Origin of the sequence: Escherichia sp. WS1152 (assembly GCF_046487665.1) — a bacterium.
GTDB classification, from domain to species: Bacteria; Pseudomonadota; Gammaproteobacteria; order Enterobacterales; family Enterobacteriaceae; genus Escherichia; species Escherichia coli.
In genome coordinates this window covers 176968-190102 of sequence record NZ_JBJQJA010000003.1, presented here as the reverse complement: position 1 = coordinate 190102, position 13135 = coordinate 176968, and the positions used below count along the sequence as shown (strand labels likewise).

Annotated in this window: 12 protein-coding genes; 6 read left to right on the top strand and 6 right to left on the bottom strand. The window is 51.9% G+C overall.

The window, feature by feature from the left end:
* Positions 1-151: 151 nt before the first annotated feature.
* A complete protein-coding gene (gene caiF / locus ACJHW7_RS07100; RefSeq protein WP_000333125.1) occupies positions 152-547 on the top strand; it encodes a carnitine metabolism transcriptional regulator CaiF in 396 nt (131 codons plus the stop codon).
* A 118-nt stretch (positions 548-665) separates the two neighbouring features.
* On the opposite strand, the gene caiE is transcribed toward caiF, so the two are convergent.
* The 6 genes from caiE to caiT form a co-directional block, all read right to left on the bottom strand.
* Complete coding sequence (gene caiE, locus ACJHW7_RS07095) at positions 666-1256, bottom strand: carnitine operon protein CaiE (protein WP_021556394.1); 591 nt, start codon at positions 1254-1256, stop codon at positions 666-668.
* Between the two features lie 5 nt (positions 1257-1261).
* Positions 1262-2047, bottom strand: a complete 786-nt coding sequence (gene caiD, locus ACJHW7_RS07090; protein WP_001295419.1) for a crotonobetainyl-CoA hydratase — start codon at positions 2045-2047, stop codon at positions 1262-1264.
* A 108-nt stretch (positions 2048-2155) separates the two neighbouring features.
* Positions 2156-3709, bottom strand: coding sequence for a crotonobetaine/carnitine-CoA ligase (gene caiC, locus ACJHW7_RS07085; protein WP_001395601.1), 1554 nt, complete (start codon positions 3707-3709; stop codon positions 2156-2158).
* Between the two features lie 73 nt (positions 3710-3782).
* Complete coding sequence (caiB, locus tag ACJHW7_RS07080) at positions 3783-5000, bottom strand: L-carnitine CoA-transferase (RefSeq protein ID WP_000349922.1); 1218 nt, start codon at positions 4998-5000, stop codon at positions 3783-3785.
* Between the two features lie 128 nt (positions 5001-5128).
* Positions 5129-6271, bottom strand: coding sequence for a crotonobetainyl-CoA dehydrogenase (gene caiA, locus ACJHW7_RS07075; protein ID WP_000347117.1), 1143 nt, complete (start codon positions 6269-6271; stop codon positions 5129-5131).
* A gap of 30 nt (positions 6272-6301) precedes the next feature.
* Positions 6302-7816: an L-carnitine/gamma-butyrobetaine antiporter gene (gene caiT, locus ACJHW7_RS07070; protein ID WP_000787103.1), complete on the bottom strand. Its 1515-nt coding sequence runs from the start codon at positions 7814-7816 to the stop codon at positions 6302-6304.
* 472 nt (positions 7817-8288) lie between these two features.
* Here caiT and ACJHW7_RS07065 point away from each other — a divergent pair, with 472 nt between their 5' ends.
* The 5 genes from ACJHW7_RS07065 to ACJHW7_RS07045 are packed head-to-tail and all read left to right on the top strand — an operon-like array spanning position 8289 to position 13025.
* Positions 8289-9059 (top strand): electron transfer flavoprotein FixA, encoded by a 771-nt coding sequence (locus tag ACJHW7_RS07065; protein WP_000692204.1) that lies wholly within the window; start codon positions 8289-8291, stop codon positions 9057-9059.
* Between the two features lie 14 nt (positions 9060-9073).
* Positions 9074-10015, top strand: a complete 942-nt coding sequence (locus ACJHW7_RS07060) for an electron transfer flavoprotein subunit alpha/FixB family protein (RefSeq protein WP_001091478.1) — start codon at positions 9074-9076, stop codon at positions 10013-10015.
* Positions 10016-10065: 50 nt separating this feature from the next.
* Positions 10066-11352 carry an FAD-dependent oxidoreductase gene (locus ACJHW7_RS07055; protein ID WP_040234479.1) on the top strand — a complete coding sequence of 429 codons (1287 nt, stop codon included), beginning with the start codon at positions 10066-10068 and terminating at the stop codon, positions 11350-11352.
* Positions 11349-11636, top strand: coding sequence for a ferredoxin-like protein FixX (gene fixX, locus ACJHW7_RS07050; RefSeq protein ID WP_000203741.1), 288 nt, complete (start codon positions 11349-11351; stop codon positions 11634-11636). The genes ACJHW7_RS07055 and fixX overlap by 4 nt, the downstream gene beginning before the upstream one ends.
* Positions 11637-11693: 57 nt before the next feature.
* On the top strand, positions 11694-13025 hold the full coding sequence (locus ACJHW7_RS07045; protein ID WP_001183198.1) for an MFS transporter: 1332 nt from the start codon (positions 11694-11696) through the stop codon (positions 13023-13025).
* Positions 13026-13135 lie beyond the last annotated feature (110 nt).

Here is a 13135-nt window from a genome sequence, read left to right as displayed (position 1 = left end):
GATATTTTTGATGACATAAGCAGGATTTAGCTCACACTTATCGACGGTGAAGTTGCATACTATCGATATATCCACAATTTTAATATGGCCTTGTTTAATTGCTTCAAAACGAGTCATAGCCAGACTTTTAATTTGTGAAACTGGAGTTCGTATGTGTGAAGGATATGTTGAAAAACCACTCTACTTGTTAATCGCCGAATGGATGATGGCTGAAAATCGGTGGGTGATAGCAAGAGAGATCTCTATTCATTTCGATATTGAACACAGCAAGGCGGTTAATACCCTGACTTATATTCTGTCGGAAGTCACAGAAATAAGCTGCGAAGTTAAGATGATCCCTAATAAGCTGGAAGGGCGGGGATGCCAGTGTCAGCGACTGGTTAAAGTGGTCGATATCGATGAGCAAATTTACGCGCGCCTGCGCAATAACAGTCGGGAAAAATTAGTCGGCGTAAGAAAGACACCGCGTATTCCTGCCGTTCCGCTCACGGAACTTAACCGCGAGCAGAAGTGGCAGATGATGTTGTCAAAGAGTATGCGTCGTTAATGTCATTTCGATGATACCGTGCGACCTGGTCGCCGGATGCGATGCTGGCGCATCTTATCCGGCCTACGGTTGCTCTCCAGCAGAGTTGGATAAGGCGTTTACGCCGCATCCGGCAAGATCACCGTTTAGGCGTCACATCCGTCGTCCCCTGCAAACGGGGGCGATTTTCCTCCATTTGCCTCAGTGGCTGCGTTTCATGTAACGATGCATGACAGCGCCCGACAAGATCCTGATACTCTTTGGTATTCAACCGTTTCCAGTGTAACTCGTCGTCACTAACACTGCGTACAGCGCGGGCTGGCGTACCCATCAACAACTGGCGTTTCTCGCCGTGAAAGCATGCTTTGACAAAGCTCATGGCGGCAACAATGCTCTCTTCGCCAATGACCGCGCCATCCATAATCACGCTGTTCATCCCGACCAATGCATCGCGACCAATCACACAACCATGCAGGATCGCTCCGTGCCCGATATGGCCGTTTTCCCCAACGATGGTGTCAGTGTCGCAGTAGCCATGCATAATGCAGCCATCCTGAATATTGGCTCCCGTTTGCACGATCAACCGCCCGTAGTCACCACGCAGTGAGGCGAGTGGGCCAATGTAGACACCGGCTCCCACAATCACATCGCCAATCAAGACTGCACTGGGATGGACAAACGCCGTCGGGTGAACCACCGGAATTAACCCCTCAAAGGCGTAATAGCTCACGGTTGTTAACGTCCTTTCCACACCGGATCGCGCTTCTCGGCAAACGCCAGCGGCCCTTCAATGGCATCTTCCGAATGCAGAACCGATGGATAGTGTTTCAACACGCCGCTGCGAATATAGCGATACGCTTCTTCTACCGGCATTTCGCTGGTGGTGCGGTAGATCTCTTTCAGCGCCGCAATCGCCAGCGGGGCGCTGTTAACCAGCTGCTGAGCCAGTTCGCGGGCGTTATCCATCAGTTCCGCCTGGCTAACCACGCGGTTGACTATCCCCCAACGCAGCGCCTCTTCTGCGCCCATTCGTCTGCCGGTCATCACCATTTCATTGACGATGGCAGGCGGCAGGATCTTCGGCAGACGCAGCACACCGCCGCTGTCAGGAACGATGCCCAGTTTGGCTTCCGGCAGGGCGAAGCTGGCGTTATCGGCACAAACAATAAAATCTGCCGCCAGCGCCAGTTCGAAACCGCCGCCAAAGGCGTAGCCGTTCACAGCTGCGATAACCGGTTTGTCGAGATTGAAAATTTCGGTTAATCCCGCAAAACCACCCGGGCCAAAGTCAGCATCCGGTGCTTCGCCTTCTGCTGCCGCTTTTAAATCCCAGCCCGCGGAAAAGAATTTCTCTCCGGCACCGGTAATAATGGCGACACGTAATTGCGGATCGTCACGGAAATTTAGAAATACTTCGCCCATTTCAAAGCTGGTTTTTGCATCAATAGCATTCGCTTTTGGGCGATCAAGGGTAATTTCCAGAATTGATCCATTGCGGGTCAGATGTAATGATTCACTCATTCCTTTTCTCCATTTTTGCTTTTTCAGGGACGACAACATCCCTGCAAAAAATGCATATTGTTTTAGAGCGTGATTATTAGCTGGCAGGGTAGTTCCCTGCCGTTTCATTTATTTCAGATTCTTTCTAATTATTTTCCCCGAGCAATTACGTGGCAGATCTTTTCTGATCTCCAGATAAGAGGGCACTTTAAATTTCGCCATATTTTGTTCGCAGAAGCGAAAAAATTCCTCTTCGCTCAATGTTTCACCTTCATTCAGCACCACAAATGCTTTGATGGCTTCATCGCGAATCGAATCTTTAATACCCACAACCACGATGTCCTGAATTTTTGGATGGGTGGCGATGATATTTTCCAGCTCCACGCAGGAGACATTCTCGCCACCGCGTTTGATCATATTGCAGCGGCGATCGACGAAATAAAAAAAGCCCTCTTCGTCGCAGTATCCGGTATCGCCGGTATGTAGCCAGCCGTCGGCTTCCAGCACTTTCGCAGTGGCTTTCGGGTTGAGAAAATACTCTTTGAAGATGGTTTTCCCTGGTACGCCTTTAATACAGATTTCACCGATCTCACCTGCCGGGAGCGGGCGATTGTGATCGTCGCGGATCTCCGCTTCGTAGCAAAACCCCGCCCGACCAATCGACGGCCAGCGTCGTTTATCGCCAGGACGATCGCCGATAATGCCCACAATGGTTTCCGTCATCCCATAAGACGTCAGCAAGCGAACGCCGAAGCGTTCACAAAACGCATCTTTTTCCTGCTCCGACAAGTTGAGATAAAACATCACTTCCCGCAGGCGGTGTTGCCGATCGTTCGCTGAAGGCGGCTGCACCATCAACGTACGGATCATCATCGGAATACATTCGGTAACGGTGGCGCGGTACTTCTGCACCTGTCCCCAGAAGGCGCGGGCGCTGTATTTCTCGACCAGCACAAAGGTGGCCCCGGCAGAAAACGCCGCCATCGCCGCAGTACACTGGCAATCGATATGAAACGCAGGCATTACCGTCAGGTAGACGTCATCGTCACGCAGTGCACACTGCCAGGCGGAGTAATATCCAGCGAAGCGCAGGTTGTAATGGGTAATCACCACACCTTTCGGTCGGGAGGTGGTGCCGGAGGTGAAGAGAATTTCCGCCGTATCGTCAGTCGATAGCGGCGGTGCATAGCACAAGGTGGCAGGTTGTTGATTTTTCAGTTGAGTAAACGAACTCACGCCATCATCAGCGGGAAGTGCCACATCTGTCAGGCAAATGTGCCGCAATTGAGTGGCATCTTCCTGCTGAATCTGTTGATACATAGGATAGAATTGCGCACTGGTCACCAGCAGGCACGCCTGGCTATTTTGCAGGATCCACGCGCTTTCCTCGCGTAACAGGCGGGCGTTAATCGGCACCATGATCGCGCCAATTTTTGCCAGCCCGAACCAGCAAAAAATAAATTCCGGGCAGTTGTCGAGATGTAGTGCAACCTTGTCGCCTTTGCGAATCCCCAGCGTATAAAACAGGTTTGCCGTGCGGTTAATCTCCTGATTTAACTCAAGATAACTATACCGGTTAACGACTCCGCCGCTGGATTCACAAATCAGCGCCGTTTTATGACCGTAAACGTCCGCCAGATCGTCCCACATTTGACGTAGATGTTGTCCGCCAATGATATCCATTGCACCTCTATCCATTTTTGTTCGTTTGTTATTGGGCGGGCGCTAGTCAGGCAAGCCGACTGACGCCACGCGTTTAGTCCTCAACTTTGGCCAGACCTTTGCTGACCAACTCCTGAATGTCGTTTTCGCTGTAGCCGATATTTTTCAAAATGGCAGCCGTGTCCATGCCATGTGAGGGCATTCCGCGCCAGATTTGTCCGGGGTTATTTTTGAATTTCGGCATGATGTTCGGCCCTTTGCAGGTGCGACCATCCATCGTTTGCCACTGAGTGATTGATTCACGGGCAACATATTGTGGATTGCTTTCCAGTTCCGGTACGGTCAGTACTTTGGCACAGGCGATATTCAGTTCGGCAAAGCGTTCTTTAACTTCTGCGATGGTATGTGCCGCCAGCCAGGCATCGAGTTTTTCTTCTACCAGTGGGCCGTAAGGGCATTCGATACGGTGGATAAGCTGAGTGCCTTCCGGGATTTCCGGCGTACCGAGCAGATGTGCGAGGCCAATATCTTTAAAGCACTCTTCAATTTGGGTAATGCCCACCAGTTCCATCACGATGTAGCCGTCGGCGCATTTATACAGACCGCAACCGGCGTAGTAGGGATCTTTACCTTTGCTCATGCGCGGGCACATTTCGCCGCCGTTGAAGTAATCCATCATGAAGTACTGGCCCATACGCAGCATCACTTCATACATGGCGATGTCGATACTTTCGCCTTTACCGGTTTCACGCGCTTTATGCAGTGCTGCCAGCGCCGCCGTGGTGGCGGTCAGGCCAGAAAAGTAATCGGCGGTATACGGGAAGGCAGGCATTGGCTGGTCAACATCACCGTTCTGAATCAGGTAACCACTGAAGGCCTGGGCGATGGTGTTATAGGCCGGAAGATTGGTGTACTCCTCGGTGCCGTACTGACCAAAACCGGACAGGTGAGCGATAACCAGTTTCGGGTTGTGCTGCCACAGTACTTCATCGGTAATGCCACGACGGGCAAAGGCCGGACCTTTACTGGCTTCGATGAAGATATCGGTGGTTTCCATTAATTTCAGAAACGCTTCGCGGCCTTCATCTTTGAAAATATTTAACGACAGCGCGTGCAAATTGCGGCGGGAGAGTTGCGGGTAGTTCGGTTGAACGCGAATGGTGTCGGCCCAGGCGACGTTCTCGATCCAGATAACTTCCGCACCCCATTCTGCGAACATTTGCCCGGCGAACGGCCCGGCAATTTCGATACCGGAGAAGACAACGCGCAATCCGGCCAGCGGTCCGAATTTCGGCATGGGTAGATGATCCATTATTAGCTCCTGAAAAATTTATGTAGCGCATGACTGCCGGATGCGGCGTAAACGCCTTATCCGGCCTACATTCGTGCTCCCGTAGGCCTGATAAGACGCGTCAGCGTCGCATCAGGCAGCGCACGGACTTAGCGGTATTGCTTCAGCACCGCACGACCCAGCGTCAGGATCTGCATTTCGTCAGATCCTCCGGAAACGCGGTCTACACGCAGGTCACGCCAGAAGCGGCTGATGCGGTGGTTGCCCGCAATCCCGACACCGCCCAGCACCTGCATTGCGCTATCCACCACTTCAAATGCCGCATTGGCGCAGAAGTATTTGCACATCGCTGCATCGCCAGAGGTGATGGTGCCGTTGTCTGCTTTCCACGCTGCTTCATACAGCATGTTTTTCATGGAGTTTAATTTGATCGCCATGTGGGCGAATTTTTCCTGAATCAACTGGAAACGACCAATAGCCTCGCCAAACTGCACGCGCTGGTTGGCGTAGCGCGCCGCATCTTCAAAGGCGCACATCGCCGTACCGTAGTTGGTCAGGGCTACCAGGAAACGTTCATGGTCGAACTCTTCTTTGACGCGGTTAAAGCCGTTACCTTCCCGACCGAACATGTCTTTCTCGTCCAGTTCCACATCGTCAAAGGTGATTTCACAGCAGCTATCCATACGCAGACCGAGCTTCTCAAGTTTGGTCACTTTGATGCCCGGTTTGCTCATATCAACAAACCATTCGGTGTAGACAGGTTTGTCCGGAGAAGCCCCGTCGCGCGCCATCACCACGATGTACGGGGTGTAGGCGCTACTGGTAATAAAACACTTACTACCATTAAGATAAATCTTACCATTTCTACGGGTATAAGTCGTTTTCAGGCTACCCACGTCGGAGCCCGCGCCCGGTTCGGTAATCGCTGAGTTCCACATCTGCTTACCGGTGCCGCGGAAAGCCATAATCTTGTCGATCTGCTCTTGTGTGCCTTCGCGCAGGAAGGTATTGAACCCGCCCGGCAGCTGGTACAGTACATAGGTTGGTGCCCCCAGACGTCCCAGCTCCATCCACACGGCGGCGAGAGTAACAAACCCCGCGTCCAGACCACCGTGCTCTTCAGGGATCAGCAGACTGTCGATACCCATATCCGCCAGTGCTTTGACAAAACGTTCCGGGTAGACGCTGTCACGGTCGCACTCGGCAAAATAGGCCTCCCAGTTTTCGCTGGCCATCAGTTCGCGGATACCGGCGACAAACAGTTCCTGCTCATCATTTAAATTAAAATCCATCTTTCAACCTCTTGATATTTTGGGGGTTAATTAATCTTTCCAGTTCTGTTTCGCGTCTTTAATAAAGGAGAGCGTCACCATAATGTTGACGAAGAACAGCGGGCATCCTCCGGCGATAATGGCGGTTTGAATCGGTTTCAGGCCGCCGAGCGCCAGCAGAACAATACCGATAATGCCAACCAGAATTGACCAACCGATACGCACCAGCAGCGGCGGCTCTTCACCATCGCGTACTTCGCGGCAAGTGGACATCGCCAGGGTATAAGAGCAGGCGTTAACCAGCGTAACGGTGGCAATAAAGCAGAGGATGAAGAAGCCCCACATGGTGGCGGTGCTGAGTGGCAGAGCGGCCCAGGTTTCGATAATGGCGCGCGCCACACCGTACTGTTCGATCAGATTTGGAATGTTGATGATGTTTTTATCTATCAACAGCAGAGTGTTACTACCGAGTACAGTCCACAGGATCCAGGTTGACGCTGTCAGTCCCAGCACCATGCCGAAGCACAGTTCACGCACAGTACGACCACGGGAGATGCGGGCGAGGAAGATACTCATCTGGATGGCGTAAATCACCCACCATGCCCAATAGAACACGGTCCAGCCCTGCGGGAAGCCGCCTTTAGCGATGGGATCGGTATAGAACAACATGCGCGGCAGATACATCAGCAACATCCCCACCGAATCGGTGAAGTAGTTCATGATGAAGCTGGCACCGCTGACAATGAACACCCAACCCAGCATCAGGAAGCTCAGGTAACTACGCACGTCACTGGCGATACGTACCCCTTTTTGCAGACCGCAGGCGACGCAAATGGCGTTGAGGATAATCCAGCAGGTAATGATGATAGCGTCCAGTTGCAGGGTATGCGGAATGCCAAACAACCATTGCATACACTCGGTCACCAGCGGCGTGGCAAGGCCCAGACTGGTACCCATCGCGAAGATCAAGGCGACGAGATAGAAGTTGTCGACGATAGTGCCGAACAACCCTTTGGCGTGTTTTTCACCTACCAGCGGCACCAAGGTGGAGCTGGGGCGAATCACTTCCATTTTGCGGACAAAGAAGAAGTAAGCGAAGGCGACTGAAAGGAAGCTGTAAGTGGCCCACGGCAGAGGTCCCCAGTGGAACAAGCTGTAAGCCAGCCCCAACTCTTTCGCTCCTGTCGAGTTCGGTTCTAAGCCAAACGGCGGGGTGGATATGTAGTAGTAGATCTCAATCGATCCCCAGAACAGTACGGCAGCAGACGTACAGGAGGCGAACATCATAAAGATCCAACTGGCGGTACTAAATTCAGGTGGTTCGTTACCTAAACGCTTTTTGGCATACGGGCCAAACACCAGCCAGAACCAACCGAAAAGCATCACCACCATATACCATTCAAATGCCCATCCCCATACATTGGTGACGTAACTGAATACAGCATTAATAACGACATTCGCCGCATCCAGATCTCTGACTGTAAGCCAACAAAGTATGCCGACGATTATTAATGGCGGAAAGAAAACCTTCGGTTCTATTCCCGTTTTTCTCTTTTCATTCTTCATGAGTTAATTCCACTGTGAAAACGAATATTTATTTTGCGTTCCCGTTTGTTTTATTTTTGTTAACATTTAATATAATTATTATTAACCTCGTGGACGCGTTAATGGCTAACTCATAATGGGTATTCAATAAGCTGTATTCTGTGATTGGTGTCACATTTTTGTTTCGGGTGAATAGAGGACGTTTTTCCGTTAATTTTGGTTATTAATCAGTTTGTTATGTTCTTTTGTGGGTAAAAAAATAGCATCTGACTTTCAATATTGGTGATCTATAAAACAATATTGAAAATTTCTTTTTGCTACGCCATGTTTTCAATATTGGTGAGGAACTTAACAATATTGAAAGTTGGATTTATCTGCGTGTGACATTTTCAATATTGGTGATTAAAGTTTTATTTCCAAATTAAAGGGCGTGATATCTGTAATTAACACCACCGATATGAACGACGTTTCCTTCATGATTTCTGGAGATGCAATGAAGATTATTACTTGCTATAAGTGCGTGCCTGATGAACAGGATATTGCGGTCAATAATGCTGATGGTTCATTAGACTTCAGCAAAGCCGATGCCAAAATAAGCCAATACGATCTCAACGCTATTGAAGCGGCTTGCCAGCTAAAGCAACAGGCAGCAGAGGCGCAGGTGACAGCCTTAAGTGTGGGCGGTAAAGCCCTGACCAACGCCAAAGGGCGTAAAGATGTGCTATCGCGCGGCCCGGATGAACTGATTGTGGTGATTGATGACCAGTTCGAGCAGGCACTGCCGCAACAAACGGCGAGCGCACTGGCTGCAGCCGCCCAGAAAGCAGGCTTTGATTTGATCCTCTGTGGCGATGGTTCTTCCGACCTTTATGCCCAGCAGGTTGGTTTGCTGGTAGGCGAAATCCTCAATATTCCGGCAGTTAACGGCGTCAGCAAAATTATCTCCCTGACGGCAGATACCCTCACCGTTGAGCGCGAACTGGAAGATGAAACAGAAACGTTAAGCATTCCGCTGCCTGCGGTTGTTGCTGTTTCCACTGATATCAACTCCCCACAAATTCCTTCGATGAAAGCCATTCTCGGCGCGGCGAAAAAGCCAGTCCAGGTATGGTCGGCGGCGGATATCGGTTTTAACGCAGAGGCAGCCTGGTCAGAACAACAGGTTGCCGCGCCGAAACAGCGCGAGCGTCAGCGCATCGTGATTGAAGGCGACGGCGAAGAACAGATCGCCGCATTTGCTGAAAATCTTCGCAAAGTCATTTAATTACAGGGGATGCTATGAACACGTTTTCTCAAGTCTGGGTATTCAGCGATACCCCTTCTCGTCTGCCGGAACTGATGAACGGTGCGCAGGCTTTAGCTAATCAAATCAATGCCTTTGTCCTCAATGATGCCGACGGCGCACAGGCAATCCAGCTCGGCGCTAATCATGTCTGGAAATTAAACGGCAAACCGGACGATCGGATGATCGAAGATTACGCCGGTGTCATGGCTGACACTATTCGCCAGCACGGCGCAGACGGCCTGGTGCTGTTGCCAAACACCCGTCGCGGCAAATTACTGGCGGCAAAACTGGGTTATCGCCTTAAAGCGGCGGTGTCTAACGATGCCAGCACCGTCAGCGTACAGGACGGTAAAGCAACAGTGAAACACATGGTTTACGGCGGCCTGGCGATTGGCGAAGAACGCATTGCCACGCCGTATGCGGTACTGACCATCAGCAGTGGCACGTTCGATGCGGCTCAGCCAGACGCGTCACGCACTGGCGAAACGCACACCGTGGAGTGGCAGGCTCCGGCTGTGGCGATAACCCGCACGGCAACCCAGGCGCGCCAGAGCAACAGCGTCGATCTCGACAAAGCCCGTCTGGTGGTCAGCGTCGGTCGCGGCATTGGCAGCAAAGATAACATTGCGCTGGCAGAACAGCTTTGTAAGGCGATAGGTGCGGAGTTGGCCTGTTCTCGTCCGGTGGCGGAAAACGAAAAATGGATGGAGCACGAACGCTATGTCGGTATCTCCAACCTGATGCTGAAACCTGAACTGTACCTGGCGGTGGGGATCTCCGGGCAGATCCAGCACATGGTTGGTGCTAATGCATCGCAAACCATTTTCGCCATCAACAAAGATAAAAATGCGCCGATCTTCCAGTACGCGGATTACGGCATTGTTGGCGACGCCGTGAAGATCCTTCCGGCGCTGACCGCAGCTTTAGCGCGTTGATCCACTCTGGCAGGGCTGCATTACGGCCCTGCCGCTGACAGGGAGCTCTTATGTCCGAAGATATCTTTGACGCCATCATCGTCGGTGCAGGGCTTGCCGGTTCGGTTGCCGCACTGGTGCTCGCCCGCGAAGGTGCGCAAGTGTTAGTTATCGAGCGTGGCAATTCCGCAGGTGCCAAGAACGTCACCGGCGGGCGTCTCTATGCCCACAGTCTGGAACACATTATTCCTGGTTTCGCCGACTCCGCCCCCGTAGAACGCCTGATCACCCATGAAAAACTCGCGTTTATGACGGAAAAGTCAGCGATGACTATGGACTACTGCAATGGTGACGAAACCTCGCCATCCCAGCGTTCTTACTCCGTTTTGCGCAGTAAATTTGATCCCTGGTTGATGGAGCAGGCCGAAGAAGCGGGCGCGCAGTTAATTACCGGGATCCGCGTCGATAACCTCGTACAGCGCGATGGCAAAGTCGTCGGTGTAGAAGCCGATGGCGATGTGATTGAAGCGAAAACGGTGATCCTTGCTGATGGGGTGAACTCCATCCTTGCCGAAAAGTTGGGGATGGCAAAACGCGTTAAACCGACGGATGTGGCGGTTGGCGTGAAGGAACTGATCGAGTTACCGAAGTCGGTAATCGAAGACCGTTTTCAGTTGCAGGGTAATCAGGGCGCGGCTTGTCTGTTTGCGGGATCACCCACCGATGGCCTGATGGGCGGCGGCTTCCTTTATACCAATGAAAATACCCTGTCGCTGGGGCTGGTTTGTGGTCTGCATCATCTGCATGACGCAAAAAAATCGGTGCCGCAAATGCTGGAAGATTTCAAACAGCATCCGGCCGTTGCACCGCTGATCGCGGGTGGCAAGCTGGTGGAATATTCCGCTCACGTAGTGCCGGAAGCAGGCATCAACATGCTGCCGGAGTTGGTTGGTGACGGCGTATTGATTGCCGGTGATGCCGCCGGAATGTGTATGAACCTCGGTTTTACCATTCGCGGTATGGATCTGGCGATTGCCGCCGGGGAAGCTGCAGCAAAAACCGTGCTTTCAGCGATGAAAAGCGACGATTTCAGTAAGCAAAAACTCGCGGAATATCGTCAGCATCTGGAGAGTGGCCCGCTGCGCGATATGCGCATGTACCAGAAACTACCGGCGTTCCTTGATAACCCACGCATGTTTAGCGGCTACCCAGAACTGGCGGTGGGCGTGGCGCGTGACCTGTTCACCATTGACGGCAGTGCGCCGGAACTGATGCGCAAGAAAATCCTCCGCCACGGCAAGAAAGTGGGCTTCATCAATCTGATCAAGGATGGCATGAAAGGAGTGACCGTTTTATGACTTCTCCCGTCAATGTGGACGTCAAACTGGGCGTCAATAAATTCAATGTCGATGAAGAGCATCCACACATTGTTGTGAAGGCCGATGCCGATAAACAGGCCCTGGAGCTGCTGGTGAAAGCGTGCCCCGCAGGTCTGTACAAGAAGCAGGATGACGGCAGTGTGCGCTTCGATTACGCCGGATGTCTGGAGTGCGGCACCTGTCGCATTCTGGGGCTGGGGTCGGCGCTGGAACAGTGGGAATACCCGCGCGGCACCTTTGGTGTGGAGTTCCGTTACGGCTGATGTTGGTTTGATACGTAACGCCGCACTGACTCTCATTGCAAAAAACAGGAATAACCCATGCAACCGTCCAGAAACTTTGACGATCTCAAATTCTCCTCTATTCACCGCCGCATTTTGCTGTGGGGAAGCGGTGGTCCGTTTCTGGATGGTTATGTACTGGTAATGATTGGCGTGGCGCTGGAGCAACTGACTCCGGCGCTAAAACTGGACGCTGACTGGATTGGCTTGTTGGGCGCGGGAACGCTCGCCGGGCTGTTCGTTGGCACATCGCTGTTTGGCTATATTTCCGATAAAGTCGGACGGCGCAAAATGTTCCTCATTGATATCATCGCCATCGGCGTGATATCGGTGGCGACGATGTTTGTTTCATCCCCCGTCGAACTGTTGGTGATGCGGGTACTTATCGGCATTGTCATCGGTGCAGATTATCCCATCGCCACCTCAATGATCACCGAGTTCTCCAGTACCCGTCAGCGGGCATTTTCCATCAGCTTTATCGCCGCCATGTGGTATGTCGGCGCGACCTGCGCCGATCTGGTCGGCTACTGGCTTTATGATGTGGAAGGCGGCTGGCGCTGGATGCTGGGTAGCGCAGCGATCCCCTGTTTGTTGATTTTGATTGGTCGATTCGAACTGCCTGAATCTCCCCGCTGGTTATTACGCAAAGGGCGAGTAAAAGAGTGCGAAGAGATGATGATAAAACTGTTTGGCGAACCGGTGGCTTTCGATGAAGAGCAGCCGCAGCAAACCCGTTTTCGCGATCTGTTTAATCGCCGCCATTTTCCTTTTGTTCTGTTTGTTGCCGCCATCTGGACCTGCCAGGTGATCCCAATGTTCGCCATTTACACCTTTGGCCCGCAAATCGTTGGTTTGTTGGGATTGGGGGTTGGCAAAAACGCGGCACTAGGGAATGTGGTGATTAGCCTGTTCTTTATGCTCGGCTGTATTCCGCCGATGCTGTGGTTAAACACTGCCGGACGGCGTCCATTGTTGATTGGCAGCTTTGCCATGATGACGCTGGCGCTGGCGGTTTTGGGGCTAATCCCGGATATGGGGATCTGGCTGGTAGTGATGGCCTTTGCGGTGTATGCCTTTTTCTCTGGCGGGCCGGGTAATTTGCAGTGGCTCTATCCTAATGAACTCTTCCCGACAGATATCCGCGCCTCTGCCGTGGGCGTGATTATGTCCTTAAGTCGTATTGGCACCATTGTTTCGACCTGGGCACTACCGATCTTTATCAATAATTACGGTATCAGTAACACGATGCTAATGGGGGCGGGTATCTCGCTGTTTGGCTTGTTGATTTCCGTAGCGTTTGCCCCGGAGACTCGAGGGATGTCACTGGCGCAGACCAGCAATATGACGATCCGCGGGCAGAGAATGGGGTAATTTGTTCAGATTTCTCTCTTTTCTGAATCAATATTATTGACTATAAGCCGCGTGAATATATGACTACACTTTGTGGGAAAACAAAGGCGTAAACACGCGGGCTAATAACT

What these genes read in the sequence shown, in the direction of transcription:
- caiC (WP_001395601.1), bottom strand. Translation starts at nt 3,709, where the DNA reads ATGGATATCATTGGCGGACAACATCTACGTCAAATGTGGGACGATCTG.
- caiT (WP_000787103.1), bottom strand. Translation starts at nt 7,816, where the DNA reads ATGAAGAATGAAAAGAGAAAAACGGGAATAGAACCGAAGGTTTTCTTT.
- ACJHW7_RS07045 (WP_001183198.1), top strand. Translation starts at nt 11,694, where the DNA reads ATGCAACCGTCCAGAAACTTTGACGATCTCAAATTCTCCTCTATTCAC.
- caiD (WP_001295419.1), bottom strand. Translation starts at nt 2,047, where the DNA reads ATGAGTGAATCATTACATCTGACCCGCAATGGATCAATTCTGGAAATT.
- ACJHW7_RS07055 (WP_040234479.1), top strand. Translation starts at nt 10,066, where the DNA reads ATGTCCGAAGATATCTTTGACGCCATCATCGTCGGTGCAGGGCTTGCC.
- ACJHW7_RS07065 (WP_000692204.1), top strand. Translation starts at nt 8,289, where the DNA reads ATGAAGATTATTACTTGCTATAAGTGCGTGCCTGATGAACAGGATATT.
- ACJHW7_RS07060 (WP_001091478.1), top strand. Translation starts at nt 9,074, where the DNA reads ATGAACACGTTTTCTCAAGTCTGGGTATTCAGCGATACCCCTTCTCGT.
- fixX (WP_000203741.1), top strand. Translation starts at nt 11,349, where the DNA reads ATGACTTCTCCCGTCAATGTGGACGTCAAACTGGGCGTCAATAAATTC.
- caiB (WP_000349922.1), bottom strand. Translation starts at nt 5,000, where the DNA reads ATGGATCATCTACCCATGCCGAAATTCGGACCGCTGGCCGGATTGCGC.
- caiF (WP_000333125.1), top strand. Translation starts at nt 152, where the DNA reads ATGTGTGAAGGATATGTTGAAAAACCACTCTACTTGTTAATCGCCGAA.
- caiA (WP_000347117.1), bottom strand. Translation starts at nt 6,271, where the DNA reads ATGGATTTTAATTTAAATGATGAGCAGGAACTGTTTGTCGCCGGTATC.